The sequence below is a fragment of the Sphingobium sp. FG58 genome, from assembly GCF_057809055.1.
Genome location: NZ_JBMDJF010000019.1, coordinates 37,638 through 62,876, shown reverse-complemented (window position 1 = coordinate 62,876; position 25,239 = coordinate 37,638). Strand labels below are relative to the sequence as shown.

General features: G+C 64.8%; 23 protein-coding genes. 17 read left to right on the top strand and 6 right to left on the bottom strand.

Annotation, left to right across the window (positions count from 1 at the left end; genetic code table 11):
* Positions 1-47 precede the first annotated feature (47 nt).
* A complete protein-coding gene (trhO, locus tag ACODR8_RS17055; RefSeq protein WP_489008368.1) occupies positions 48-884 on the bottom strand; it encodes an oxygen-dependent tRNA uridine(34) hydroxylase TrhO in 837 nt (278 codons plus the stop codon).
* A gap of 64 nt (positions 885-948) precedes the next feature.
* Here trhO and pdeM point away from each other — a divergent pair, with 64 nt between their 5' ends.
* Together pdeM and ACODR8_RS17045 are read left to right on the top strand one after the other, a co-directional pair.
* Complete coding sequence (pdeM, locus tag ACODR8_RS17050) at positions 949-1,608, top strand: ligase-associated DNA damage response endonuclease PdeM (protein ID WP_489008367.1); 660 nt, start codon at positions 949-951, stop codon at positions 1,606-1,608.
* Between the two features lie 189 nt (positions 1,609-1,797).
* The gene (locus ACODR8_RS17045; protein WP_489008371.1) at positions 1,798-4,593 is read left to right on the top strand and encodes a TonB-dependent receptor; all 2,796 of its coding nucleotides are present in this window, start codon (positions 1,798-1,800) and stop codon (positions 4,591-4,593) included.
* Here ACODR8_RS17045 and ACODR8_RS17040 read toward each other — a convergent pair.
* Positions 4,571-5,317, bottom strand: coding sequence for a YggS family pyridoxal phosphate-dependent enzyme (locus tag ACODR8_RS17040; protein WP_489008366.1), 747 nt, complete (start codon positions 5,315-5,317; stop codon positions 4,571-4,573). The genes ACODR8_RS17045 and ACODR8_RS17040 overlap by 23 nt on opposite strands.
* A 23-nt stretch (positions 5,318-5,340) precedes the next feature.
* Between ACODR8_RS17040 and ACODR8_RS17035 the strand changes: the two genes are divergently transcribed.
* Positions 5,341-5,895 carry a thiamine phosphate synthase gene (locus ACODR8_RS17035; protein WP_489008365.1) on the top strand — a complete coding sequence of 185 codons (555 nt, stop codon included), beginning with the start codon at positions 5,341-5,343 and terminating at the stop codon, positions 5,893-5,895.
* A 73-nt stretch (positions 5,896-5,968) separates the two neighbouring features.
* Complete coding sequence (locus tag ACODR8_RS17030; RefSeq protein WP_489008364.1) at positions 5,969-6,499, top strand: hypothetical protein; 531 nt, start codon at positions 5,969-5,971, stop codon at positions 6,497-6,499.
* Positions 6,500-6,775: 276 nt separating this feature from the next.
* On the opposite strand, the gene ACODR8_RS17025 is transcribed toward ACODR8_RS17030, so the two are convergent.
* A complete protein-coding gene (locus ACODR8_RS17025) occupies positions 6,776-7,498 on the bottom strand; it encodes a hypothetical protein (protein ID WP_489008363.1) in 723 nt (240 codons plus the stop codon).
* A gap of 272 nt (positions 7,499-7,770) precedes the next feature.
* Between ACODR8_RS17025 and ACODR8_RS17020 the strand changes: the two genes are divergently transcribed.
* From ACODR8_RS17020 to ACODR8_RS16980, 9 genes are all read left to right on the top strand, one after another.
* Positions 7,771-8,220 carry a DUF3576 domain-containing protein gene (locus ACODR8_RS17020; protein WP_119743511.1) on the top strand — a complete coding sequence of 150 codons (450 nt, stop codon included), beginning with the start codon at positions 7,771-7,773 and terminating at the stop codon, positions 8,218-8,220.
* 135 nt (positions 8,221-8,355) lie between these two features.
* Positions 8,356-10,911 (top strand): leucine--tRNA ligase, encoded by a 2,556-nt coding sequence (leuS, locus tag ACODR8_RS17015; protein WP_489008362.1) that lies wholly within the window; start codon positions 8,356-8,358, stop codon positions 10,909-10,911.
* 222 nt (positions 10,912-11,133) lie between these two features.
* Positions 11,134-11,637 carry an LPS assembly lipoprotein LptE gene (gene lptE, locus ACODR8_RS17010; RefSeq protein WP_489008361.1) on the top strand — a complete coding sequence of 168 codons (504 nt, stop codon included), beginning with the start codon at positions 11,134-11,136 and terminating at the stop codon, positions 11,635-11,637.
* Positions 11,634-12,659 (top strand): DNA polymerase III subunit delta, encoded by a 1,026-nt coding sequence (gene holA, locus ACODR8_RS17005; protein WP_119743514.1) that lies wholly within the window; start codon positions 11,634-11,636, stop codon positions 12,657-12,659. The genes lptE and holA overlap by 4 nt, the downstream gene beginning before the upstream one ends.
* Positions 12,660-12,701: 42 nt before the next feature.
* Positions 12,702-13,790, top strand: coding sequence for a type III polyketide synthase (locus ACODR8_RS17000; RefSeq protein WP_489008370.1), 1,089 nt, complete (start codon positions 12,702-12,704; stop codon positions 13,788-13,790).
* Complete coding sequence (locus tag ACODR8_RS16995; protein WP_489008360.1) at positions 13,787-14,461, top strand: methyltransferase domain-containing protein; 675 nt, start codon at positions 13,787-13,789, stop codon at positions 14,459-14,461. The genes ACODR8_RS17000 and ACODR8_RS16995 overlap by 4 nt, the downstream gene beginning before the upstream one ends.
* Entirely contained in the window at positions 14,452-15,522 is a 1,071-nt protein-coding gene (locus tag ACODR8_RS16990) for an NAD(P)/FAD-dependent oxidoreductase (protein ID WP_489008359.1), read from the top strand. Before ACODR8_RS16995 ends, ACODR8_RS16990 begins: the two co-directional genes overlap by 10 nt.
* Positions 15,523-15,553: 31 nt before the next feature.
* Complete coding sequence (msrB, locus tag ACODR8_RS16985; RefSeq protein WP_489008358.1) at positions 15,554-15,955, top strand: peptide-methionine (R)-S-oxide reductase MsrB; 402 nt, start codon at positions 15,554-15,556, stop codon at positions 15,953-15,955.
* Between the two features lie 116 nt (positions 15,956-16,071).
* Positions 16,072-18,156 carry a transglycosylase domain-containing protein gene (locus ACODR8_RS16980; protein WP_489008357.1) on the top strand — a complete coding sequence of 695 codons (2,085 nt, stop codon included), beginning with the start codon at positions 16,072-16,074 and terminating at the stop codon, positions 18,154-18,156.
* A gap of 154 nt (positions 18,157-18,310) precedes the next feature.
* Here ACODR8_RS16980 and ACODR8_RS16975 read toward each other — a convergent pair whose 3' ends face one another.
* A complete protein-coding gene (locus ACODR8_RS16975) occupies positions 18,311-19,312 on the bottom strand; it encodes an aspartyl protease family protein (RefSeq protein ID WP_489008369.1) in 1,002 nt (333 codons plus the stop codon).
* Positions 19,313-19,595: 283 nt separating this feature from the next.
* Between ACODR8_RS16975 and rho the strand changes: the two genes are divergently transcribed.
* A complete protein-coding gene (gene rho / locus ACODR8_RS16970; RefSeq protein WP_119743521.1) occupies positions 19,596-20,852 on the top strand; it encodes a transcription termination factor Rho in 1,257 nt (418 codons plus the stop codon).
* A gap of 16 nt (positions 20,853-20,868) precedes the next feature.
* On the top strand, positions 20,869-21,591 hold the full coding sequence (locus tag ACODR8_RS16965) for a YjbE family putative metal transport protein (RefSeq protein WP_119743522.1): 723 nt from the start codon (positions 20,869-20,871) through the stop codon (positions 21,589-21,591).
* 259 nt (positions 21,592-21,850) lie between these two features.
* Here ACODR8_RS16965 and ACODR8_RS16960 read toward each other — a convergent pair whose 3' ends face one another.
* Positions 21,851-22,819, bottom strand: a complete 969-nt coding sequence (locus tag ACODR8_RS16960) for a quinone oxidoreductase family protein (RefSeq protein WP_489008356.1) — start codon at positions 22,817-22,819, stop codon at positions 21,851-21,853.
* Complete coding sequence (locus ACODR8_RS16955; protein WP_489008355.1) at positions 22,819-23,517, bottom strand: dienelactone hydrolase family protein; 699 nt, start codon at positions 23,515-23,517, stop codon at positions 22,819-22,821. The genes ACODR8_RS16960 and ACODR8_RS16955 overlap by 1 nt, the downstream gene beginning before the upstream one ends.
* A gap of 148 nt (positions 23,518-23,665) precedes the next feature.
* Between ACODR8_RS16955 and ACODR8_RS16950 the strand changes: the two genes are divergently transcribed.
* Positions 23,666-23,914, top strand: coding sequence for a DUF6489 family protein (locus ACODR8_RS16950; protein ID WP_217673969.1), 249 nt, complete (start codon positions 23,666-23,668; stop codon positions 23,912-23,914).
* Between the two features lie 15 nt (positions 23,915-23,929).
* Complete coding sequence (gene mnmE, locus ACODR8_RS16945; RefSeq protein ID WP_489008354.1) at positions 23,930-25,213, top strand: tRNA uridine-5-carboxymethylaminomethyl(34) synthesis GTPase MnmE; 1,284 nt, start codon at positions 23,930-23,932, stop codon at positions 25,211-25,213.
* The last annotated feature ends 26 nt before the right edge of the window (positions 25,214-25,239 follow it).

The window sequence follows — 25,239 nt, the reverse complement described above, 5'->3', positions numbered from 1 at the left end:
GCGCACAGGTTTCTCGACTTCGCTCGAAACGAACGGAGGTGGGTTTTTTACCCTCGGTGCGGCCACACCCCTGAGCCGTCGGCGGCGCACGCATGGGCTGTATCGTTGGGATAGGGCAGGCCGCAGGCGCGGCAGGTGCTATAGTCGCCGACTTTCAGGCCATGGCCCACCGCCACCCGTTCATCGAACACATAGCAGTCGCCCTGCCAGCGGCTTTCGGACTCCGGCATTTCCTCCAGATAGCGCAAGATGCCGCCCTTGAGGTGAAAGACATCGTCGAATCCGCGCGCCTTGACCAATGCGGTGGATTTTTCGCAGCGTATGCCGCCGGTGCAGAACATCGCGATCTTGGGGCTACGGCCTTGCGCCTTGAGATCAGCGGCGAAGGCGTCGAACCAGCCGGGAAAGTCGCGAAAGGCGCGGGTGCCGGGGTCGATCGCGCGATCGAAGGTGCCGACGGCGACTTCATAGGCGTTTCGGGTGTCGATGACGATCGTGTCGGGATCGGCGATCAGCGCGTTCCAGTCGGCCGGGTCGAGATGGGTGCCGGCCTGATGCGCAGGGTCCAGATCGCCGACGCCCAGCGTGACGATCTCCGGCTTCACCTTCACCTTCATCCGGGCGAAGGGGGCGATAGGCGCGGTCGCATATTTGACGTCGAGATCGGCGCAGCCGGGCAGCTGGCGGAGATGATCGATCAACGTCGCGATCGCGTCGGCGCTGCCTGCCACGGTGCCGTTAATCCCCTCGCCCGCGACGATGAGCGTGCCGCGCGTGTCGAGCGACGTGCAGAGCGTGCGCAGATCGGCCGCGATGCCCTGGGGATCAGCAAAGCTGGCGAAGCGGTAGAGGGCGGCAACGGTGTAAGGCGCAGTGTCGGACATGGCGGCGCTATAGGCGTTCGTTGGCCCTCTTGAAAGCGGGACCGCATCGGCGCATAGCCGGGCTATGGTTCCCCTTTCGTTCGCTGGTGAGGCGTTTCTGGCGCTGCCGCAGGCCGCGCTCTATTGGCCTGCGCGCGCGGCCTTGCTGGTCGCTGACCTGCATTTTGAGAAAGCGAGCTGGTATGCCCGCTTTGGCCAGTTCCTGCCGCCCCATGACAGTGAGGCGACGCTGGATCTGATCGAGGCGCTGGTGGCGCAGACGGGCGCGCGTTCGGTCTGGTCGTTGGGGGACAGCTTTCACGATGCGGGGGGGGCGGCGCGGCTGGACCCGCGCGCGCGCCAACGGCTCGATTCCCTTACGGAAAGGCTGGACTGGACCTGGATTACCGGTAATCATGACGTCGGCGTGGCGGACATGCCGGGGGGACGCAGGCTGGTCGAGGCGGAACTGGGCGGGATCATCCTGCGGCATGAGGCGCAGCCGGACGATCCACGGCCCGAAATATCCGGCCATTTCCATCCGAAATTCCGCCTGTCGGTGCGCGGTCGCCATGTGGCGCGCCGCTGCTTTGTGGAATCGGCCACCAAGCTGATTCTGCCCGCGCTGGGGGCGCTGACGGGGGGACTGGATGCAGGCCATGGGGAGATTCGGCGTGTGGTGGGACCGGGAGCCAGTGCTTTGGTGCCTGTTTCGGACAGATTGTTACGCTTTCCGTTATCGTAAAGAAACGCTACGGAAACCGGATTTTAAGCCGTTGCCGATAAGCAACAGGGTGTGAATATCACGCCACCCGACCCCGCAAAAGGCGCAGAAAAGCTAGGCTCTCTTGCCTTCGCCGGGCTGTGGCAGCATAAACAGGCACAGCACCCGACGCGCCGAAAAGGCGTGCGGGCCAGGAGAGGATCGACCATGATGACAGACAAGAGCCTTTGGCTGACGACCGCCGGCATGATCGCATTGACGATGGCGATGCCCGCCGCCGCGCAGGAGACGGCCGCGCCGCAAGCCGCCGTCGATCAGGATAGTTCGGAAATCATCGTGACCGCGACCCGGCGCGCCAGTCCGCTGTCCGACGTGCCGATCGCGGTATCTGCGGTGAGCGCGCAGGCGATGCAGAATAGCGGCGCCAGCGACATCCGCACCCTGAACCAGCTCGCCCCGTCGCTGCTGGTGTCATCGACTGGATCGGAAGCCAATGCGTCCGCGCGTATTCGCGGCATCGGCACGGTTGGCGACAATCCGGGGCTGGAAAGCTCGGTCGCGGTGTTCATCGACGGCGTCTATCGTTCGCGCACCGGCGCGGGCCTCAATGAGTTGGGCGAGATTGAACGGGTCGAGGTGCTGCGCGGGCCGCAGGGGACGCTGTTCGGTCGCAATGCGTCGGCGGGCCTGATCAACATCATCAGCAAGGCACCGGAACGCACGTTCAGCGCCAAGGGTGAGATCACCTATGGCAATTATGATTATTGGCGGCTGTCGGGCCGCGTCACCGGGCCGGTGGCGGATGGCATTGCGCTCAGCCTGGACGGCGTCTGGTCCAAGCGCGACGGCTTCTACAAGCTGGTCGATACGGCCGGCAACAAGGTTGGCGACACCAATGACCGCGACCGCTATTTCCTGCGCGGACAGGCGCTGATCGAGCCGAATGACGACCTGTCGATCCGCCTGATCGGCGATTATACCAATCGCGACGAAAGCTGCTGTGGCGCGGCCTATACCGAAGCGCGGGAACGGACCCCGGCGGCGGGCGGCGGCTACAACACCGCCAGCTTCAACCGGATCGCCGCGATCCTGGCGGGGCAGGGCAGCGTGATCGCCGCCGATCCCTATGATCGCGAACTCACGACCACGCCGGGCCGCGACTATGTGAGCAAATTGAAGGACTGGGGCGTGTCGGGCGAGGTCAATTATGACCTGGGCGGCGCGAAGCTGACCAGCATCACCGCCTATCGCGATTACAAGTCGAGCGACTATGGCGATTATGACTATAATCGCGCCGACCTGCTCTATCGCGATCCCAACACCTATCGCCAGTTCAAGACCTTCACTCAGGAATTGCGGGCGCAGGGCTCTGCCTTTGGCGAGATGCTCGACTGGCTGGTCGGTGGCTATTATGCCAACGAGCGGCTGACTTTGCAGGATAATATCCGCTTTGGCGCCGATTATGGCCGCTTTTCCGCCTGCCGCCTGATGGCGGGGGCTGGCGCCAACAGCAACTTCACGGCGCAGCAACTCGCCGCCTGTGGCAGCGGACTGGCGACCGGGGCGCTGATCACCGGCACGCAGGCCAATTTGAACGCCGGTCTGACTGCTGCGCTGATCGGACGAGGTGTTCCCGCGCCGATCGCGGCGGCACAGGCCGGGGCCATTTCAACCGGCCTTGGCAACGGGCTGCGCGCGCTGGCGGCGATCCCGTCGGGGACCGGCGACATTGCGTCCATCTATCGGCAGAAGAGCGAGAATTGGGCGCTGTTTACCCATAATATCGTCCACATCACCAAGCGCCTCGATCTGACGCTGGGCCTGCGTTACACGCATGAGAGCAAGACATTCTCGTCCGATTTCAACAATAACAACGCGACCTGCGCGGCGTTGCAGCCGGGGCTGGCACCCATCGCCAGCAATCCGGCACTGGGCAGCGCGGCGGCACTGGCGGGCGGCATATTGACGCTGGGGTGCCTGGGCAATGGTTCCACCAGCCTCAACGCGCTCGACCTGAACGACAAGATCAGCGACGGCGAATTTTCCGGTACGGCGGTGCTGTCCTGGAAGGCGACCGACGACCTGATGGTCTATGGCAGCTATTCCAAGGGCTATAAGGCGGGCGGCTTCAACCTCGATCGCTTCCAGCTGGGATCGACCGGGCTGAACGTCCTGCCCGCCGTATTCGCGCCGCGCACCAATGCCGACGTGACCAGCCTGCGCTTTGCCGCGGAAAAGGTCGATTCCTTCGAGGTGGGCCTCAAATATAGTGCGCCCAAATGGAGTGTGAATCTGGCGGGATTCCGGCAGGAGTTCAAGAATTTCCAGCTCAACACCTTCAACGGCACCAGCTTCGTCGTCCAGAATATCAATGGCTGCGACGGCGCGCTGAGCGCGGCGCGGACCTGCGCGGCGGACGATGTCGGGCCGGGCCTGATCAGCCAGGGTATCGAACTGGAATGGTCGGTCACCCCGGCGCGCAATTTCCGCGTATCGGGTGGCGCGACCTATGCCGAGGCGAAATTCGCCAACCGGCTGGTCGGCAGCGGCAATGGCGCGGTGCCGCTGGACCCGGCATTGTTCCTGTTGCCTGGCGCGATCAACAGCAATGCGCCCAAGATGGTGACGACCGCCAGCATGGCCTGGACCCCGGACATCGGCACCAGCGGCCTGTCAGCGCTCTTCTATGTCGATGGCCGCATGACCAGTGACTATAATACCGGGTCGGACCTGTTCCCCGAAAAGCGGCAGGATGGCTATGCCATCTTCAATGCGCGCGTGGGCATTCGCGGTCCCAATCAGCGCTGGGCGGTGGAATTGTGGGGCCAGAATATCTTCAACCAGGACTATACCCAGGTGTCGTTCAGCAGCCCGCTCCAGTCGAGCAGCCCGGCGACCTCCACCACCGACCAGTTCAGCCAGGGCGCGCCGATGGCCAATCAGCTGATCTCCTCCTACCTCGCCGAGCCGCGCACCTACGGCATCACGCTCCGGGGGAGTTTCTAAGCATCCCCAGCCCGCTCCGGGGTACGGGGCGGGCTGGCGGGGGGCGATCGCCGAACAGGGCGGTGCCGACGCGAATGTCGGTCGCGCCCAGCATGATCGCGGTTTCATAGTCGCTGGACATGCCCATCGACAGGCGCGGGAGGCCCTCCTCCCGCGCCATTTTTGCAAGCAGCGCGAAATAGGGGGCAGGCTCCACATCGGCGGGCGGGACGGCCATCAGGCCAAGCAGGGGGATGTCGGCCGCGCGGGCCGCAGCGATCAGCGCGGGCGTGTCCGCGATCGCGCAGCCGCCCTTTTGCGGCTCCGCGCCGATATTGACCTGAATATAACAGGGGATGCGCTTGCCCGCCGCGTCCATCGCCTTGGCCAGTGCCGTCAGCAGGGAAGGGCGATCGAGGCTGTGGATGACATCGAACAGGGCGACGGCATCGGCGGCCTTGTTGGATTGGAGCTGGCCGACCAGATGCAGGAGTATGTCGGGATGCGCCTGTCGCAGCGCGGGCCATTTCTCCTGCGCCTCCTGCACCCGGTTTTCGCCGAACACGCGCTGCCCCGTGGCAATCAGCGGGCGGATGGCGTCGGCATCCTTGGTCTTGGAGATGGCGATCAGGGTGACGGCGTCGGCGGTCCGGCCAGTCAGGCGGGCGGCCCTGGCGATGTCGTCCTGGATGGTGGCCAGGCGGCTGGCGGCGTCATGAGTGGCAATGCTGCTGTCTGTCGTCATGCGCGCTGCTATAGGGCAGGGTCATGACCTGCCGCCACCGCAAAAATATGCCCCTAATCTGGCTGATGACCGACGAGCGGATCGGTGACGCGGCGCTGCTGGCTGCGGTGGCGCGGCTGCCGAAGGGGCGGGCCGGGATCATCTTTCGCCATTATCGCAGGGAGCCGGTCGCGCGGCGGGCGCTGTTCGATGCGGTGCGGGCGATCGCGCGGCGGCGGCGGCTGATGCTGATGCTGGCGGGGACGGCGCGGCAGGCGGCGGCTTGGGCAGCGGATGGCTGGCACGGGCGCGACGCGCGCCGGGCGGCACGACCGATGCGGCACAGCGCGCCGGTGCATGATGCGCGAGAGATGGTGGCGGCGCGGCGGGGCAGGGCGGATATGGTGCTGCTGTCGCCCTTATTCCCGACGCGCTCGCATCCGGGTGGGGCGGGTCTGGGCCGGGTGCGGTTCGCGGCGCTGGCGCGGGGGGCGACGATGCCGGTTGTTGCGCTGGGTGGCGTGACGCGGGAGCATGGCCGGATGTTGCGCGCCATCGGGGCTGCGGGATGGGCGGCGATTGATGGGTTGGTTGGGTAGTGCGGGGCGTGTTCGGGTGGTTTGCAGATCGTCCGCATTGGGGGCGAGAAGGGTAGAAAGCGGACGCAGGATCATGCAGATTAGCCCGATGGACAGATGGGCACCCGGTTACACGCAATCTGAGCTAGATGGAGCGCAGGAACGCTATGGCATCAGCTTCCCTCCAGATTTGATAGCTTTATTCTTGGAAAAGCAGCCGAGCGAAGGATACCGCTGGAACATCGAGGATAGTCGTATTCGGAAAATGCTCGCATGGCCGTTGGAGGCCTTGCTGTTTGATGTCGATCACGGCCTTTGGTGGCCGGGTTGGGGGGAGCGTCCAAAGGACATATCGCTCCGCCATGGGATCGTGCGTGAAGCGCTGGCCCAAGCACCCCGACTTATTCCCATCCTCAGCCACAGGTTCCTTCCCGAAATGCCTAGCGAGACGAACAACCCCGTCTTCTCAATGCACGGTTTCGACACGGTATATTACGGTGCGAACCTATCGCAGTATTTCGTCAACGAGTTTGAGGGCACCTATGATGTAGGCCCTGTGCGGCACATCCCGTTCTGGTCGGATATTACGGAAGGGCACGATCAGACATTTGCTGGCGAACCATAGGTCCGCTCTTAGATGGCTTAACCCGGAACGATGACGACAACAAATGGTCGTTACCTGCCCGCGACTGCCCTCTTCATCCTGACGACCCGAAGGGCAGCGTAGCTAACGTCAGTAGTCATTGGCGCCCTCTTCACGCATGATCGCAATCGTTGCGTGAGTGGATCCCGGATCAAGTCCGGGATGACGGCGGCGGAGAAGTCTGCCTTTTCGAGACACTGACGTTTAACGCGCTCAGGCAATATGCCCTACGTTCCGTAATCCCAGCCTTTCAGCCGATCAGAATTTGAACACAGTGCCCAGATAGACGGCCTGGCTGTCCTGGCGATCGTCGGTCATCGGGGTCAGGCGGCCTGCGACGCTGTTGTTGTAGCGTACGCCCGCGGTGACGTTCAGGTTGCGCGTCAGCGAATAGGAGCTGGCGAGATCCAGCGAATAATCCTTGTCAGCCGCCGGGTTGCGCGTCGCGGCGATGGCGTCGCGGCGGGTTTCGATCAGCATCTTGGTGCTGAAGCGATCCTTCTTGCTGCTATCCAGCGAGAAATTCTTGGCATCGACCATGGTTTCGACCGGCACCGGATCGAGCGCCTTGCGGCCGACCGCTTCGGGCAGGGCGAACTTGCGCCAGCCATGTGCGCCGTTCAGGCTGAAGGCGACCGGGGCGATATTGACCGGGGTCAGGGTGCTGTTCACCGCAACCCGATCATTGCCGCCCGCGCGCACCATCACGGTGATTGCGCGCTGGCCGCTGAGCGAGCCGCTGGTGGGCGTGAAGCGGAAGCCCTGACGGCTGGCCGATGCTGCGATCTTCGCATAGGCGGCGGCAAGGCGCGGGTCCTTGGTCGTGGGCGTGAAGGAGGAAATGCTGCCCAGCGCGCCGAGCGATACCGGCGATTGCATGCGCACCAGATCGGTCGCTGCACCGATGGCAGGGGACAGCATGAAGCCAGCCACGGCAACCGCCGCGCCCGCCAATGCCAAATGTCCCCTATTCACGCGCATGACTCGATTCTTTCCCCACCGACTTATAGTCCATAACGCTCTACACGCGCAAAGCCGCTACTGGCTAGTGCCACCCCCATGATATCCCCCTTTTTGTCTGAGCTGTTGCACGGAACACACAGACGCGCCGCAATGATCCATGCCCGTTTGCGATTGATCGCGCCCGATCACGCGCGGGCCGGCGCGCCGTCCCTTGCTCCCCCTTGCTCCTACGCGCGGTGCCACTATAGAAGGCGCGAGCTTTTTTCGTCTTTTCAGCTAGGACATGCCTGATGGCCAGCCGCCTTTTCCGTTCCGTTTCCGCCGCAATGCTGCTGACCGCCCTGTTGCCCCTGGCCGCCTGCGGTGGCGGGTCCAAGGACCGGCCCAAGGCAGATCTGGCCGCGTCGAAGGTGACCACGATCGGCGTCAACGCCTATCTGTGGCGCGCGAGCCTGGATACTTTGTCCTTCATGCCGATGGTGCAGACCGATTCCAATGGCGGCGTGATCGTCACCGACTGGTATGCCAACCCCAACAGCCCCAATGAGCGGATGAAGCTGACCGTGTCGATTCTGGACCAGGATCTGCGCGCCGACGCGCTGCGCGTTGCGGCCAGCCGTCAGGTGAGCCAGGGCGGCCAGTGGATCGACGCGCCGGTGCAGGCTGCGACCGTGCAGAAGCTGGAAGAGGTCATCCTGACCAAGGCCCGCGACCTGCGCCGCACTGCGATTGCGGGCTAAACATCGGACTATTTTTTCCGTTCGGGCTGAGCGAAGTCGAAGCCTTCCGCTGAGCGAAGCGAAGTGCCTTCACTTCGTTCTGGCGTGCCCTTCGACTTCGCTCAGGGCGAACGGATGTGAGGGAACAGGATAATCATGCAAAGGCGCTTCAATCCGCTGGAGGCCGACGCCCGCTGGCAGGCGATCTGGGACGAGAAGCAGAGCTTTCGGGCGGACGATCATTCGCCCAAGCCGCGATCCTATGTGCTGGAGATGTTTCCCTATCCGTCCGGGCGCATCCATATCGGCCATGTCCGCAACTATTCGATGGGGGACGTGCTGGCGCGATTCCGCCGGATGACGGGGCATGAAGTGCTGCACCCGATGGGCTGGGACGCCTTCGGGATGCCCGCCGAAAATGCCGCGATGGAGAGACAAGTCCATCCGGGCAAATGGACCTATGAGAATATCGCCAATATGAAGGCGCAGCTCAAGAAACTGGGCTTTGCGCTGGACTGGAGCCGCGAACTGGCGACCTGCCACCCCGATTATTACGGCCATGAACAGGCGCTGTTTCTGGACATGCTGGACGCGGGACTGGTCTATCGCAAGGAATCAGCGGTCAACTGGGACCCGGTCGACATGACCGTGCTGGCGAACGAACAGGTGATCGACGGCAAGGGCTGGCGGTCGGGCGCGACGGTCGAGAAGCGCAAACTGTCCCAATGGTTCCTGAAAATCACCCAGTTCGCCGACGATCTGCTGGAGGGGCTGAAAGGCCTCGACCAGTGGCCCGAAAAAGTGCGCACGATGCAGGAAAACTGGATCGGCAAGTCGGTCGGGCTGCAATTCAAGTTTCAGCCGGTCGCGCCGTTCGATAGCGAGATCGAAGTCTATTCGACCCGGCCCGACACGATTTTCGGGGCGAGCTTCGTCGCGATTGCGGCGGACCATCCGGTCGCGCAGCGGCTAGCGGCGGACAATGCGGAGGCGCAGGCCTTTATCGATCTGTGCAAGGCTGGCGGCACCACCGCGGCGGAGCTGGAAACGGCGGAGAAGCTGGGTTTCGACACCGGCCTGACCGTCACCCATCCGTTCGATCCGGACTGGCAGCTGCCGGTGTTCATCGCCAATTTCGTGCTGATGGACTATGGCACCGGCGCGGTGATGGGCGTCCCCGCGCATGACCAGCGCGACCTCGACTTCGCGCGCAAATATATGCTGCCGGTCGAGCGCGTGGTGGCGGCAGAGGGCGATGAGACCGCGCCGATCCACAATGAAGCCTATGTCGGGCCGGGTCGGCTGGTGAACAGCCGCTTCCTCAATGGCATGGCGGTCGAGGAGGCCAAGGCCGCCGTCATCGCCCGCGCGCAAGGCGAAGGCTGGGGCGCGGGCAAGACGGTGTTCCGCCTGCGCGACTGGGGCGTGTCGCGCCAGCGTTACTGGGGGACGCCGATCCCGGTGATTCATTGCGATGCCTGCGGCGCGGTGCCGGTGCCAAAGGCGCAATTGCCCGTCGTGCTGCCCGATGATGTGACCTTCGACATTTCCGGCAATCCGCTCGATCGGCATCCGACCTGGAAGCATGTCGACTGCCCGTCGTGCGGCAAGGCGGCGGTGCGGGAAACCGACACGCTGGACACGTTTGCCGATTCAAGCTGGTATTTCATCCGCTTCGCCAGCCAGCCCAAGGACAAGCCGTTCGACCGGGAAACGGTGGAGAAATGGCTGCCGGTCGGTCAATATATTGGCGGGGTCGAACATGCGATCCTGCACCTGCTCTATGCGCGCTTCTGGACGCGGGCGTTGCAGCATATGGGGCAATTGGGCTTTGCCGAGCCGTTCACCGGCCTGTTTACGCAGGGGATGGTGACGCATGAGACGTACAAGGCAATGTTGCCACCGAAGCTGGTGAATGGCGTAGAGATACCCGTAGTCACTACGCAGTTTGTTTCGCCGAATGAAATTGAGCGGCGGGATGGCAAAGTTTTCATCGCGGGATCGAATCTCGAAGTCGAAGTCGGCCGCGTCGAGAAAATGTCCAAGTCCAAGAAGAATGTCGTCGATCCCGATGACATCATCGCCCAATATGGCGCGGACGCGGTGCGATGGTTCATGCTGTCGGACAGCCCGCCCGAACGCGATCTGCCCTGGACGGAAAGCGGGATCGAGGGATCGTGGCGCTTTGTCAACCGCTTGTGGCGCTTGTTCGGGCAGATCGAGGCCAGGGCGGAAGGCACCGACAAGCCGCTGGACCGCAAGCTGCACCAGACGATCGACGGGATCGCCAAGGATATCGAGGCGTTGTCCTTCAACAAGGCGGTCGCCAAGATTTACGAACTGGCCAATGCAGTCGAAAAGGCCGCGCCGTCCGCGTCGCGCAATGCCGCCATCCGCGCGCTGGCGCTGCTGGTCGCGCCGATGACCCCGCATCTGGCGGAGGAAGCCTGGGCCGATATGGGCGAAACCGGCCTGATCGCGGATGCGGCCTGGCCTGCGGTCGATCCGGCGCTGCTGGTGGATGATGAAGTGACCATCGCCTGTCAGGTGATGGGCAAGCTGCGTGACACCATCACCGTGCCCAAGGGGACCGACAGGCAAGAGCTGGAGCGGCTGGCGCTGGCCGCGCCGAACGTGGTCCGCATCCTTGACGGGGCGACGCCCAAGAAGATCATCGTTGTGCCGGATCGTCTGGTGAATTTGGTTATCTAACAACAAGGTGCGATGATTATGGCCCCCCTCCCCGGCGGGGAGGGGTCGGGGGAGGGGGAGCAAGGCGAAGCCGCGCGTCCACACTGGCGGCAGCACACCCCCACCCAACCTCCCCCTCAAAGGGGGAGGGGTCTTATCGGTCATGATCATGGCAACTTGCTATGCCAACAACACGTCAATCCCGCTTTCGCAGGAACGATGGAGGGTTTAAGGGTTCAGGTCATGAAGCGCATCATTCCCCTCCTCGCCGTCCCGCTCCTGCTCACCGCCTGTGGCCTGCGCCCGGTCTATGGCGGGGGCGCGAACGGGACGGTGGCGCAGGCGCTGGGCCATGTCGAGGTGCAGCCGATCGCGGGCAAGAATGGCTGGCTGATGCGCAATGCGCTCAATGACCGGCTGGCCGCGATGCAGCAGGGCGGGTCCGGGCCGCGCTACAAGCTGGTGGTCAAGCTGGACGACCAGATTACCGGCTTCGGCCTGCGGTCCGACGCTGCCGTCACCCGCGAACGCCGCACCTTGCGCGCGCGCTATCAGCTGGTGGATGAGGCGACGGGCGCGCAATTGCTGGACGATAGCGCCGGGTCGGACGCGGGCATCGACGTCACCTCCAGCGAGTTTGCCACGATCGCGGCGGAAGATACGGCGCTGGAACGCCTGTCGCAGACGGTGGCGGACCAGATCATCGCGCGGCTCGCCCTTTATGCGAGCCGGGACCGCACCCCTTGAAGGCCAATCGCGGCCAGATCGAAAAGGCGCTCGACGCGCCATCGGCGGCGCTGCGCTTCATCCTGCTCTATGGCCCGGACGAAGCGGCCAGCCAGGCGCTGGTCCGGCGGCTGGAGCGGGCGATGGGACCGGGGGCGGAGCGGGTGGACCTGGACGGATCGACCCTGCGCGATGATCCGGCCCGCCTGTCCGATGAAGCCGCATCCTTTTCCATGTTTGGCGACAAGCGCTGGATTCGCGTCCATGGCATGGGCGAGGAATCGCTGCCCGCGCTGACCGCACTGCTGGAGGCCGAAGCGGCGGGCAATCCCGTCATCGCGGTGGCGGGCGCGCTGAAAGCCACGTCGAAGCTGCTCAAGCTGGCGCTGGATCACAAGGCGACGCTGGCCTTCGTCTCCTACCAGCCCGATGCGCGCGAATCGGAGCAGATTGCCATCGGCATCGCGCGCGAAGGCGGGCTGCGGCTGTCGACCGAACTGGCGCGGCGGATCGTCGATCTGGCCAATGGCGACCGGGCGTTGATGAGTGGCGAGGTCGAGAAGCTGATCCTCTATCTCGACGCCGCGCCGGACCGTCCGCGTGAAGCGACGGCGGAGGCGCTGGATGCGCTGTCGGCGGACAATCCCGATACGGAGGTTGCGCCGCTGGTCAACGCCGTGCTGGGGGGTGACCTGAAGGCCATGCACCGCGAACTCACCAGCCTGTCGGAGGTTGGAGCCAGCATGGCCTCGGTCATCCGACCGCTGCTGACCCGCGCCATGCTGCTGGCCAATATCCGCGCCGATTTCGACAGTAGCGGACGGCTGGAGGGTGCGGTCGAGGCGGCGGGCAAGGCGGTGTTCTGGAAGGAAAAGGGCGTGGTGACGCGGCAGGTGCGGCTGTGGGACGCGACCGGCATCGCCCGCGTCATACAGCGGCTGGCGCAGGCCGAGCGGGCCACACGATCGGGCAGGGGGACCGGCGACCTGCTGGTCCGGCACGAATTGCTGACGATCGCGCGGCAGGCGGCGCGGGAACGATAGGCGGCGACAGGCGCTTTGACGGCTAAACAGGTCGCGACACGGATGGCTGGACCGGGCCACCGCGCCAGCGCGCAACAAAGGCAGCGCATCATTTCGTCCACCGCCACCATCCACGCCATCGGCACCGCTGTTCCCATGACTGACGTCCACCCGGCCTTTATCGACTGGGCGGGCGCGCGCATCACCGACCGGCGAGAGCGGGCGCTGTTCGTGCGAATGGCGCAGCGCAGCGGGATTGAGCATCGCTGGTCGGTGCTGGAATCGCCAACGGCGCAGGGCGGTTTTTACGCCACGCAATGGCCGACGACGGCGCAGCGCATGGCCATTTATGCCGACGAAGCGCCGATACTGGCCGCTCGGGCGGTGGCGGCGCTGGAGCAACAGGTCGCGATCGACGGTATTACCCATCTGGTGGTCGCCAGTTGCACCGGTTTCACCGCGCCGGGGATCGACCAGCGGCTGATTACGATGCTGGGGCTGGACCCTTCGGTCGAGCGGCTGATGGTCGGCTATATGGGCTGTTATGCCGCGATCGTCGCGTTGCGATCCGCCCGGCATATCGTGCGGTCGGAACCGGGCGCGCGGGTGTTGGTGGTGTGCGTGGAACTCAGCAGCCTGCACTTGCAGGACGACGCGCGGGTCGAGCCGCTGCTGGCGATGCTGCAATTTGGCGATGGCGCGGCGGCGGCATTGGTGAGCGGCGGGCCGGGCGGCATAGCGCTCGGCCAGCCTTTTGCGATGACCGTGCCGGATACGGCGGGCCTCATTCGCTGGGATCTGGGCGATCATGGTTTTGCTATGCATTTGTCGGGCGAAGTGCCGGGCGCGATCGCGCAGGCGCTGGCGGGGACGGTGACGCTGCCGGTGCCTGCCGAAAGCGTCGATCTGTGGGCGGTCCATGCCGGGGGGCGATCGATCCTCGACGCGGTGGCGCGCGCGCTCGATCTTGCGCCGGATTCGCTGGACCATAGCCGCGCGGTGCTGCGCGCCTTTGGCAATATGTCGTCGGCGACCTTGATGTTCGTGCTGGCGCGGATATTGGCGGGCGGCGAGACCGGGCAGGGGATCGCGCTCGCCTTCGGACCGGGGCTGGCGGCGGAGGGGCTGACCTTTCGTCGCGAAACGCCATGAAGCGCTCGCTTGCCGACGAACAGATGGACGCAGCCGACCTGCCTGCCGACGTCTATGCGCGGGTGCTGGCCGATCTCGACCGGGTCAACCGGGTGACGCTGGCGGCGCGACCGACGCTTGGCTTTCTCGATCGCGCAGTGACCGGGCACTTTCGGCTGCTCGACGTTGGCTATGGCGATGGCGGGATGCTGCGGCAGGTCGCGCGCTGGGCCAAGCTGCGCGGCATCGCCTGCGAACTGGTCGGCATCGACCTCAATGCACGGAGCGAGGCGGTCGCGCAGACGCGCACCGACCCGGCCATGGCGATCGACTATCGTACCGGCGACTATGCGGCGCTGGCGCATGAACCATGGGACATCATTATTTCCAGTCTGGTGACGCACCATATGGATGAGGCGGAGCGGCTGGCGTTCCTGCGCTTCATGGAGGATCAGGCGCGCATGGGCTGGTTCGTCAACGATCTGCACCGCCATGGTTTCGCCTATCATGGCTATCCATTACTGGCCCGGCTGCTGCGGGTTCATCCGATCGTGCGGCAGGACGGGCAACTCTCGATCGCGCGCAGCTTTGTCGCGGACGAATGGCGGGCGATGCTGGCCGCGGCGCATATCAGCGACGCACAAATTGAGCGCGTCTTTCCGTTCCGGCTGTGCGTATCCCGGTGCCGATAATCGTCGGCGCAGGCCCGGCGGGTGCGGCGGCGGCGATGCGGTTGGCGCGGGCAGGGGCGGCACCGCTGTTGATCGACCGGCAGCTTATGCCGGGCGATGCGCTGTGCGGCGGGTTTCTCAGTTGGGCGACGGTCGCGCAGATCGCGGCGCTGGGGATTGAGCCGACAGCGCTGGGCGGCCACAGGATTGACACGCTGGCACTGTTTGCGGGTGGGCAGGAGATCGTCCTGCCGCTTCCCGCGCCGGGCATGGGCCTTTCGCGCCACCGGCTCGATACGCTGCTGCGCGCCGCTGCGCAGGAGGCGGGTGTCACGTTCCGGCTGGGCCATGCGGTGCGGACGCTGTCGCCCACCACCATCATGATGGATGATGGCGACGCGATCGCGTGGGACAGCCTGTTCCTGGCGAGCGGCAAGCATGACCTGCGCGGCGCGGCGCGGCCCCATGGCGGGACGGACCCGGAACTGGGGTTGCGCCTACGCCTGCCACCCAGCGCGGCGCGGCATCGGTTGATTGGTGGCCGGATCGAACTCCACTGGGTCGATGGCGGCTATGTCGGCCTGCTGTTGCAGGAAGATGGCAGCGCCAATCTGTGCATGGCGGTGGGCAAGAGCGCATTGGCAGCGGCGGGCGGGCGTCCGATGGCGCTGATCGCGCAACTGGCCGATCGATCCCCGGCATTGGCCGGCCGGCTGGGGGATGTGCCGGTGGATGCGCCTGTCGATGCAATTGGCGACGTTCCCTATGGCTGGCGCGCGACGACGGGTTGGCCGGGTCTTTACCGGCTGGGCGATCAGGCGGCGGTGATCCCGTCGCTGGCGGGCGAGGGGATCGGTATCGCGCTGGCCAGTGCAGAGGCAGCAGTGGCCCAGTGGCAGGCGGCGGGGCGCGAGGGCGCGGCGCGATACCAGCGCGACTTTGCCCGGCGGGCGATGCTGCCGCTGCGCGCGGCGGCGGGATTTCGGGCGTTGGGGCGCAGGCCGGGGCTGCTCCGCCTGCTGGCGGCGACGCCGGGCGCGGCGCGGCTGGCGATGCGCCTCACCCGTATCGCAGGCGCTTGATCGGCGCGCTGCCTGCGCCCATATTGCGGCCATGGACAAGCTCAACCTGACCGAAGCCGAATGGCGCGACCGCCTTTCCCCCGAACGCTATCATGTGCTGCGCGAAGGCGGGACCGAGCGGGCCTTTACCGGCAAACTCAACAGCAACAAGGCCGACGGCGTCTATTATTGCGCGGGCTGCGGCGCGGAACTGTTCGACGCGGAAGAAAAATATGACAGCGGGTCGGGCTGGCCCAGCTTTACAGCGCCGGTGGATATCGACGCAGTCGAGGAAATCCGCGACTCCAGCCATGGCATGATCCGCACCGAAGTGCGCTGTGCCACCTGCGAAGGGCATCTGGGCCATGTGTTCCCCGATGGTCCGGGCGTCAATGGCCTGCGCTATTGCATGAACAGCGCCTCGCTCGACTTCAAGCCGCGCGAGGAAGAGTAACCGTTCATGCCATGTAAAGCGGTGGTCGTCATGGAGACGGTCACGGCAATTTTCCGGGCAGGGCGCATGAAACACGCTGGCCGGGGCCGGGATTAGCGGGTATCCGGGGCGCACAGATGGCAGGATCAGGCAAGAGCAAGGGCACGCCGGGCAAGGCGAAGCGATGGCTGGTTCGCGGCCTGAAGATCAGCGTCGCGGCCGGGGTCGCCGGGCTGCTGGCGGTGGTGATCGCCGTCGTCATCGCGATGCAGTCGCTGCCCGACTATGACAGCCTCAAATCCTCCCCCAATGGCCAGATGATCCGCGTCCACGCCGCCGATGGCAGCGTCATCGTATCGCTGGGGCCAAGTTTCGGGCGCTGGATGGATTATGACCAGATTCCCAAGGTCATGGTCGATGCGATGATCTCGACCGAGGACAAGCGTTTCTATCTCCACCCCGGCGTCGACCCGATCGGCATGGCGCGCGCGGCCTGGGTTGCGGTGGAAAATCGCGGCAAGGGCCGCCGCTGGCAGGGTGCGTCCACCATCACCCAGCAGGTGACACGTAACATCTTCCTCAACAACAGCTATAGCTGGGGCCGCAAGGTCCGGGAAATGGTGCTGGCGATGGCGCTGGAGCGCAAATTCTCCAAGCGCCAGATCCTCGAACTCTATCTGAACAAGGTCTATTTCGGCGGCGGTGCCTATGGCATCGACGCCGCCAGCCGCAAATTTTTCGGCCATCCCGCCACCACGCTGAACCTGCCCGAAGCCGCGATCATCGCGGGCTTGGTCAAGGCACCGTCGAGCTACTCGCCCACCGCCGACGCGGACGCCGCGATTGGCCGTGCGGGCGTGGTGCTGGACCTGATGCGCGACAATGGCGTGATCAGCGCGTCGGAGCGGGCGGCCGCCGACATAGAGGGGGTCAAGCTGGCCCCCGAACCGCCGCAGAACAGCGTGCGCTACTTCACCGACTGGGCGCTGCCCCAGCTCGATGTGCTGATGGATGAGCCGAACGAGCCGCTGGAAGTCTATACCACCATCGACCTCAACATGCAGAAGGCGGCGACCGCGGCGATCCAGGCCAATGTGCCTGCGGGGACGCAGGGCGCTTTGGTGTCGCTCGACCGGGACGGCGCGGTGCGGGCGATGGTCGGTGGTCTCGATTATGTGACGTCCAACTATAATCGCGCGACCACCGCGACGCGCCAGCCCGGATCGGCTTGGAAGATCTTTGTCTATATGGCGGCGCTGGAGGCGGGCTATACGCCCGACACCGGCGTCAGTGACGAGCCGGTCGACATTAACGGGTGGAAGCCGCGCAACAGTTCGGGGCGTTTTTCCGGCGACATCGATATTCGCACCGCCTTTGCCTATTCGATCAACACGGTCGCGGCCAAGCTTGGCGTGGAGGTCGGCTTTCCGACCGTCGCCGACATGGCGCGGCGCTTTGGCGTGACCACGCCGATCAACACCCACCCCTCCATGGTGCTGGGCACGTCGGACGTGCGCCTGATCGACATGACCCGCGCCTTCGCCTCGATCGCGCGCAAGGGGATTGCAGTGACCCCCTATGGCATCACCAGGGTGACGACCGCGGACGGGCGGCTGCTATACGAGCATCAGGACGATACCAGCCGCGTGCTGGTCGCCCCCTGGGTCGCGGCAGGGATGACCGACCTGATGCAGACCGCCGTGTCCACCGGCACCGGCAAGGCGGCGCAGATCGGACGGCCGGTGGCGGGCAAGACCGGCACGACCAGCAGCAACAAGGATGGCTGGTTCCTGGGCTTCTCCAGCGGCGTCACCACCGGCGTGTGGATGGGCCGCGACGATGCCCGCGCGGTCGGCGTGTTGCAGGGTGGCCGCGCCCCGGCACGCGCCTTTGCCGATTATATGAAGGTGGCGGTCGCCAAACGCCCGGTCGAACCGTTCGAGACCGAAGTGACTTTGCCGGAATGGCAATTGGAGCCGGACGCCGAAGCCTATTATGGCAGCCCCGATAACGGCGCGGATGAGGGCATGATGGTGGACGAAAATGGCCTGCCGATCGAGCGCGCCCGCCCGACCGCCCCGGACCCACGCGATGATCAGGATCTGGAGGTCGATCCCCAGGATCGGCTGTCGTCGCAACGGATCGACCAGCAATGGATCGACAATGTGCTGGGCCGCGACCGGCAGCGCCAGCCGCCCGCGAGGCCAGCGCCTAGTCCGTAGTGATCTGTGAAATTACCGTTCGTGCTGAGTAGGGACTGAGCGAAGCCGAAGGCCCGTATCGAAGCATCGCGCCCATACGCATCCTTCGATACGCCGCTTCGACAAGCTCAGCGGCTACTCAGGACGAACGGATGATAAGGCCAGCGGTTCTTTGTCATTTCAGCCGCTCTACCTTAGGCGGCACAACCGCCGCCAACCTTGTCGGGCTGATCGCACTGGCATCGGGCAGCAGGAAATCCACCTTGCCCCGGCCAAAATCGATTGCCACCTTATCGAAGATACGCAGCGCGCTGATCCCCAGCAGCAGGGCGGGCTTGTCCTTCATCCCCAGTTCGGCAAAGGGGCTGGCGTCGGCGAACAGCACCGGCACCTGGGTCAGGTTGACCCGCCCCATCCGCACCGATTTGATCCGCCCGACTTGGCCCGTCAGCTGTCCGCCGGTCACGCTGGTCAGGACCGCTTCCGCCATATCCGGCGCGCGTTTCTTGGCGATCAGCCGGTCGCGCAGGGCCAGATTGCCGATGCTGTAATTGCTGCCGGTGTCCAGCATGACCGCGACCGTCATGCCGTTCACCTCGGAATCGAGCAGGATCAGCTGGCCGCGCCGTCGCCGAGCCTCCACCACGATCGCGTCGGGGTCGATCGCCACGCGGCGGCGCGATCCGCTGGCACTGATCTCCATCCGTCCGGTGCGGAAATTGAGCAGCAGCCGCTTGGCGTGCAGGCTGTCCAGACCCAGCAGGCCGGGTGCGCCCAGATGCTCACCCTCCAGCACCGGCGCTTCGATATCGTCGACCGTTCCGCCGCCAAAGCCCAGCTTCGGCACCGCCACGGTCCCCGCCTCCGACCGGCCGGTCATGCTCAGGATCGTCACATTGGCGCGGGGCGACAGCGCCAGTTGCTCGGCCAGATCGCGGGCGATGACGGTGCGTTGCGATCCGGTGTCGATGATGAAGTTCCAGGGTCCCTTGCCATCGATATGGATGGGGATCGTCACCCGCTCGTCGGGCGAGGGACCGGCGCGGACGATGGCGGGCGGAATGGCCGGGTCAAGCGCGGACATATCCTGCGCCGCCAGCGGCAGTCCGGCGGTCACTAGGCCGACCGTCGCCAGGCCGATGGCCAGTGCCGTCAGCCTTATGGCCCCAGACCCCATGAGCCGGTGCCGTCCCATTGCCGCATCCTTTCCCGATTTTATGGCACGACTATAGCATGAAGCCGGGTGGTCGCACCAGTGACACCCCTTAACCTGAATCGACGCTGCGCCGCCACTTTCCCTTGTCCTGCGCGCAGTCCTGCCTTGACTTGGACCGGCCCGCTTCGCTAAATGCGCCCATTATCGACCCTGCCTGTCCTGGGCAGGCGTCTGGCGGCGTCCTGCTCGCCTGTGTCCCGCCGTTTCCGGCGCTATTCTCCTCTCGTCATCGGACCGACTCGCAATGCATCTCAAGGACCTCAAGAAAACCGCGCCTGCCGACCTCGTCACCATGGCAGAGGAATTGGGCGTCGAGGGCGCGTCGACCCTGCGCAAGCAGGATCTGATGTTCGCGATCCTCAAGGCCGAGGCTGAGAATGGCGAGCAGATCATGGGCGAAGGCACGATCGAGGTGCTGCCCGACGGCTTCGGCTTCCTGCGCAGCCCTGAAGCCAATTTCCTGGCTGGTCCCGACGACATCTATGTCTCGCCCAATCAGGTGCGCCGCTTTGGTCTGCGCACCGGTGACACGGTGGACGGCGAAATCCGCGCGCCCAAGGATGGCGAGCGCTATTTCGCCCTCGTCAAGCTCAACACCGTCAATTTCGACGATCCCGATGTGGTCCGCCATCGTGTGAATTTCGACAATCTGACGCCGCTCTATCCCGAATCGAAGCTGACGCTCGACCCTTATGATCCGACCCAGAAGGACAAGTCGGCGCGCGTCATCGACATCGTTTCGCCCCAGGGCAAGGGCCAGCGCACGCTGATCGTCGCGCCGCCCCGCGTCGGCAAGACGGTGATGCTCCAGAATATTGCCAAGGCCATCACCGACAATCATCCCGAAGTGTTCCTGATCGTCCTGCTGATCGACGAACGCCCGGAAGAAGTCACCGATATGCAGCGCAGCGTGAAGGGGGAGGTCGTATCGTCCACCTTTGACGAACCCGCCACCCGCCACGTCCAGGTCGCTGAAATGGTGATCGAAAAGGCCAAGCGCCTGGTAGAGCATAAGAAGGATGTGGTGATCCTGCTCGATTCGATCACCCGTCTGGGCCGCGCTTACAACACGGTGGTCCCTTCGTCGGGCAAGGTGCTGACCGGCGGTGTGGACGCCAACGCGCTCCAGCGGCCCAAGCGCTTCTTCGGCGCGGCGCGTAATATCGAGGAGGGCGGTTCGCTCTCGATCATCGCCACCGCCCTGATCGACACCGGCAGCCGGATGGACGAAGTCATCTTCGAAGAATTCAAGGGCACCGGCAACTCGGAAATCGTGCTGGATCGCAAGGTCGCGGACAAGCGCATCTTCCCGGCGCTGGACGTCGGCAAGTCCGGCACCCGCAAGGAAGAGTTGCTGGTCGACAAGGCCAAGCTCAGCAAGATGTGGGTGCTGCGCCGCATCCTGATGCAGATGGGCACGATCGACGCGATGGAGTTCCTGCTGGACAAGATGAAGGACAGCAAGACCAACGAAGATTTCTTCGATTCAATGAACCAGTAAGCGGGACTGCGCCTGTATGTTCGACCTCCTCACTACCGCCGCCGCTGCCGCTCAGGGTCTGGGTTCGCCCGCCGATATCTGGGGGCATATTGTCCATGATTTCAGTAATATAACATCACCCAGCGCGCTGGCCGCCTTTGGTCAGGTGCTGATGATCGACATTTTGCTGGCGGGCGACAATGCCATCGTCGTTGGCGCTCTGGCCGCTGGTCTGCCCGCCGCCCAGCGCAAGAAGGTGATCCTGATCGGGATCATCGCCGCGCTTGTGCTGCGCATCGGCTTCGCGCTGGTGGTCAGCCAGCTGATGCAGATTGTCGGCCTGATCCTGGCCGGTGGCCTGCTGCTGCTGTGGGTCAGCTTCAAAATGTGGCGGGAGCTTCACCCCAAGCGGGGCGGGGATACGCCGGGCGACACCAGCGACGACGATATATCGGGCCTGCGCCCGGCCAAAAGCTTCGCTGCTGCCGCCTGGGCCGTGGCTGTTGCCGACGTCAGCATGAGCCTGGACAATGTGCTGGCGGTCGCCGGCGCGGCCAAGGACCATCCGGGCATCCTGATCATCGGGCTGATCCTGTCCGTCGCCCTGATGGGCATCGCGGCGAACATCATCGCGAAGTATATCGAACGCTTCCGCTGGATCGCTTATCTGGGCCTCGCCGTCATCATCTACGTTGCGGTCAAGATGATCTATGACGGTTTCGTCGATCATCAGGTGGGGATTTTGACGCTGTTCGGCTGAGGCCGGACGCAGCGACGCGCAAAAAGGGGGCGGAACCACACAGGTTCCGCCCCCTTTTTTGTGGCGGTTACTGCCCCAATGAGGCTATCGCATATGGAGCCATCCCACTTTACTCGTCACCCTGAACTTGTTTCAGGGTCCATTTCTCGCCCCAAGCGGCGGCTTTTGGGGCACAATGGATGCTGAAATAAATTCAGCATGACGAAGTAAAATGAGGTCCGTGCCATATGCGATAGCGGTGCCTCCCCACCGGGGAGGATCACACCACCAAAACCGTCGCCCCCGTCGTCTCCCTCGCCTCCAGCGCGCGGTGCGCCTCCGCTGCGTCGCTTAACGCGAAACGCTGGCCGATCACCGCCTTCACCACCCCGCGCTGCATCCGGTCGAACAGCCGCTCGGCAGTGTGCGCCAGGTCCTGCGGCGTCGCGATATAGTCGAACAGGGTAGGGCGGGTTACGTAGAGCGATCCCCCCCGGCTGAGGTCCAGCAGGCTGACCGGCGGCACTGCGCCCGAAGCATTGCCATAGCTGACCAACAACCCGCGCCGTTTGAGGCTGGCGAGCGAGGCCGCCCAGCTATCCTTGCCCACGCCATCATAGACGACATCGACGCCCTTGCCGCCGGTCAGGTCGCGCACGGTTGTGGCCAGGCCATCGAAGGGTCCGTGCAGGCTATGGTCGGCATCGACCAGCGCCGCTTTTTCCGCCGATCCGCAATGGGCGATGACGATGACGCCCTTGTCGCGCAGCCATGGGACCAGCACTGATCCGACCCCGCCCGCGGCCGCATGGACCAGTGCGACCTGCCCGGCGATCAGCTGGATCGTATCTTCGGCCAGATAGCAGGCGGTCATACCCTTGAGCATCATCGCGGCGGCATCCTCGTTGGATACGCCATCGGGAATCTGTACCACCCGATCCGCGGGAACCATGCGGTGGCTGGCATAGGCGCCCAGCCCGCTGGCACAGCCGACCCGGTCGCGGACGGCAAAGCCGGTGACACCAGCGCCCACCGCCACGACCTGCCCCGCGCCCTCCGACCCCAAAGGGACAGGCAGGGGCGCCGGATAGAGGCCGGTGCGGTAATAGGTGTCGATGAAGTTAAGGCCGACCGCGTCCTGCGCAACCAGCAATTCGCCCTCACCTGGTGCGCCGGGATCGAAATCCTCTCGCGCGATCACCTCCGGCCCGCCATGGCTGCGGGCGACCATGCGCCACGCGCCGCTCATCAGGCGAGATGCTCGGCGAAGAAATCCGCCGTCCGCTTGTCCGCCAGTTGCGCGGCATCCTCATCCCGGCGATTGCCCATTTCGGCGGCAAAGCCATGGTCCAGCCCATCATAGTCATGCAGCGTCAGATGGCGATTATCGTCCAGCCCGGCATGCATCGCCGCCTGTGCTTCGGCGGGAACGAAGCCGTCAGCGGTCGGGATATGCAGCAGGGTCGGCTTGCCGATCGCATGTTGCTCACCCAGCAGCCCATCGATGCCCACGCCATAATAGGCGACGAACGCATCGCCATCCGTCCGGCACGCCGCCATGAACGCCAGCCGTCCACCCAGGCAGTAGCCGACCAGCCCGACCTTGCCGCCGCCCACAGCGGCACGCGCCGCCCGGATCGTCGCTTCAATGTCGCGGATCGCCTGATCCTGATTGAGTTTTTGCATATGGCCGATCGCGGCCTGGAAATCCTCCGGTACGTCCGCGTCCAGCTCGACATGCGGCTTTTCGCGCCAGAACAGGTCGGGCGCGTAGGCGATATAACCCGCCTTCGCCCAGCTGTCGCATTTGCGGCGGATGCCTTCATTCACGCCGAAAATTTCCTGGATGACGATGATCGCGGCGGTGGCGTCCTCTGCCGGCTTGGCCACATAGGCGTCGAATGCGCCGTCGCCTTCCAGCGTCGGGACGGAAATAAAGCCTGCCATGGGGAATCCCTTCCAACTATTGTGTAGCCCATATTGGCCTGTTCGCGAGGCAGCGCAACGGGCGCGTCACCCAAAAAATTTGCCATGACCGCCCAATTTGCGGCATGACGGGCGCAACGGAATTTTCCGCGCTGGAAGGGCTTGGAACATGAAGGTGACCGTCGATGTCGATTGCAGCCCGGCCGAAGCCCGCGCCTTTCTGGGCCTGCCCGATGTAACCCCGATTCACGACAAATATATCAAGACGATGCTGGAGGGGTTTGAGGGCGTCGGCAATATCGAACAGATGGAAACCCTGTTCAAAAGCTTCTCTCCCATGGGCGATGCCGGGGTGCGGCTGTTCCAGCAGATGATGAATATCGGCCTGTCGGGCATGTCCGGCACCGAGAAGAAATAGGCCGCGCCACTTCCCGTGACCGATACGATTTTCGCCCTGTCGAGCGGCGCGCCGCCCGCAGGGATTGCGGTGATCCGCGTCAGTGGCCCCGCCGCCCGCACTGTGCTGGAGACACTCGCCCGCCGCGTGCCACCGCCGCGCAACGCCAGCCTGACCTTGCTGGTCGATCCGCAGGATGGTGCGCCGCTCGACCGAGCATTGACCCTGTGGTTGCCTGGTCCGACGACCGTGACCGGCGAAGATCTGGTCGAACTCCACTGCCATGGCGGCCGCGCGGTAGTGGCGGCAGTGGAAGCGGCGCTGGGTGCGATGCCGGGACTGCGCCGGGCCGAGGCGGGCGAATTTACCCGGCGCGCCTTTGCCAATGGCCGGATGGACCTGAACGCGGTTGAAGGGCTGGCCGATCTCCTCGCCGCCGAAACCCAACAGCAACGCCGCGCCGCGCTGATGATGGCGGAGGGGCATTTTTCCCGCCGGATCGAGGGATGGCGCGCGACCCTGCTCGGCCTGTCGGCAATGGCTGAAGCGGCGCTCGATTTTTCCGACGAGGATGACGTCCCCGATGCCGCGATCGAGGCACGGATCGGCGAAGGGATCGCGGCGCTGGCCCAGGATGTGAGCGTCGTGCTGGCCGCGCCATCGGCCGAGCGGCTGCGCGACGGGGTGCGGGTGGTGCTGGCCGGGCCGCCCAATGCGGGCAAATCGACCTTGCTTAACGCGCTGGTCGGGCGTGACGCCGCGATCGTTTCCGACATTGCCGGGACGACGCGCGACAGGATCGAGGTGCCAGCGGCGATCGGCGGCGTCGCTTTCCTGTTCACTGACACGGCAGGGCTGCGTGACGAGACGGGCGACGCGATCGAAGCGATCGGTATAGACCGGGCGAGATCGGCACTGGCGGCGGCGGACATCATATTGTGGCTGGGTGACGCGGCTGACGCGCCGCGCGACGATGCGCTGTTGATCGCGGCGCAATGCGACCGGGACGGAGAGGGGGATCGTCCCGGCCTCCGCCTGTCCGCGCAGACCGGCGAAAGGATGGACGCGCTGGTCGCGCTGCTGCTCGATCGTGCGGCAAAACTGTTGCCGGGCGAGGGCGACTATGCGCTGCACGCGCGACAGCGACAGCGAGTTGGACATATTGCAGCCTTTCTCGATTCTGCTGCCAGCGCGCGCGACCTGCTGATCCTGGCCGAGGAGCTGCGGCAGGCGCGGCGCGAAATTGACGCGCTGACCGGACAGGCCGGAACCGAGGATATGCTTGACCGGCTGTTCGCAGGATTCTGCATCGGCAAATGAGCCACATGTTCCACGTGGAACACTTT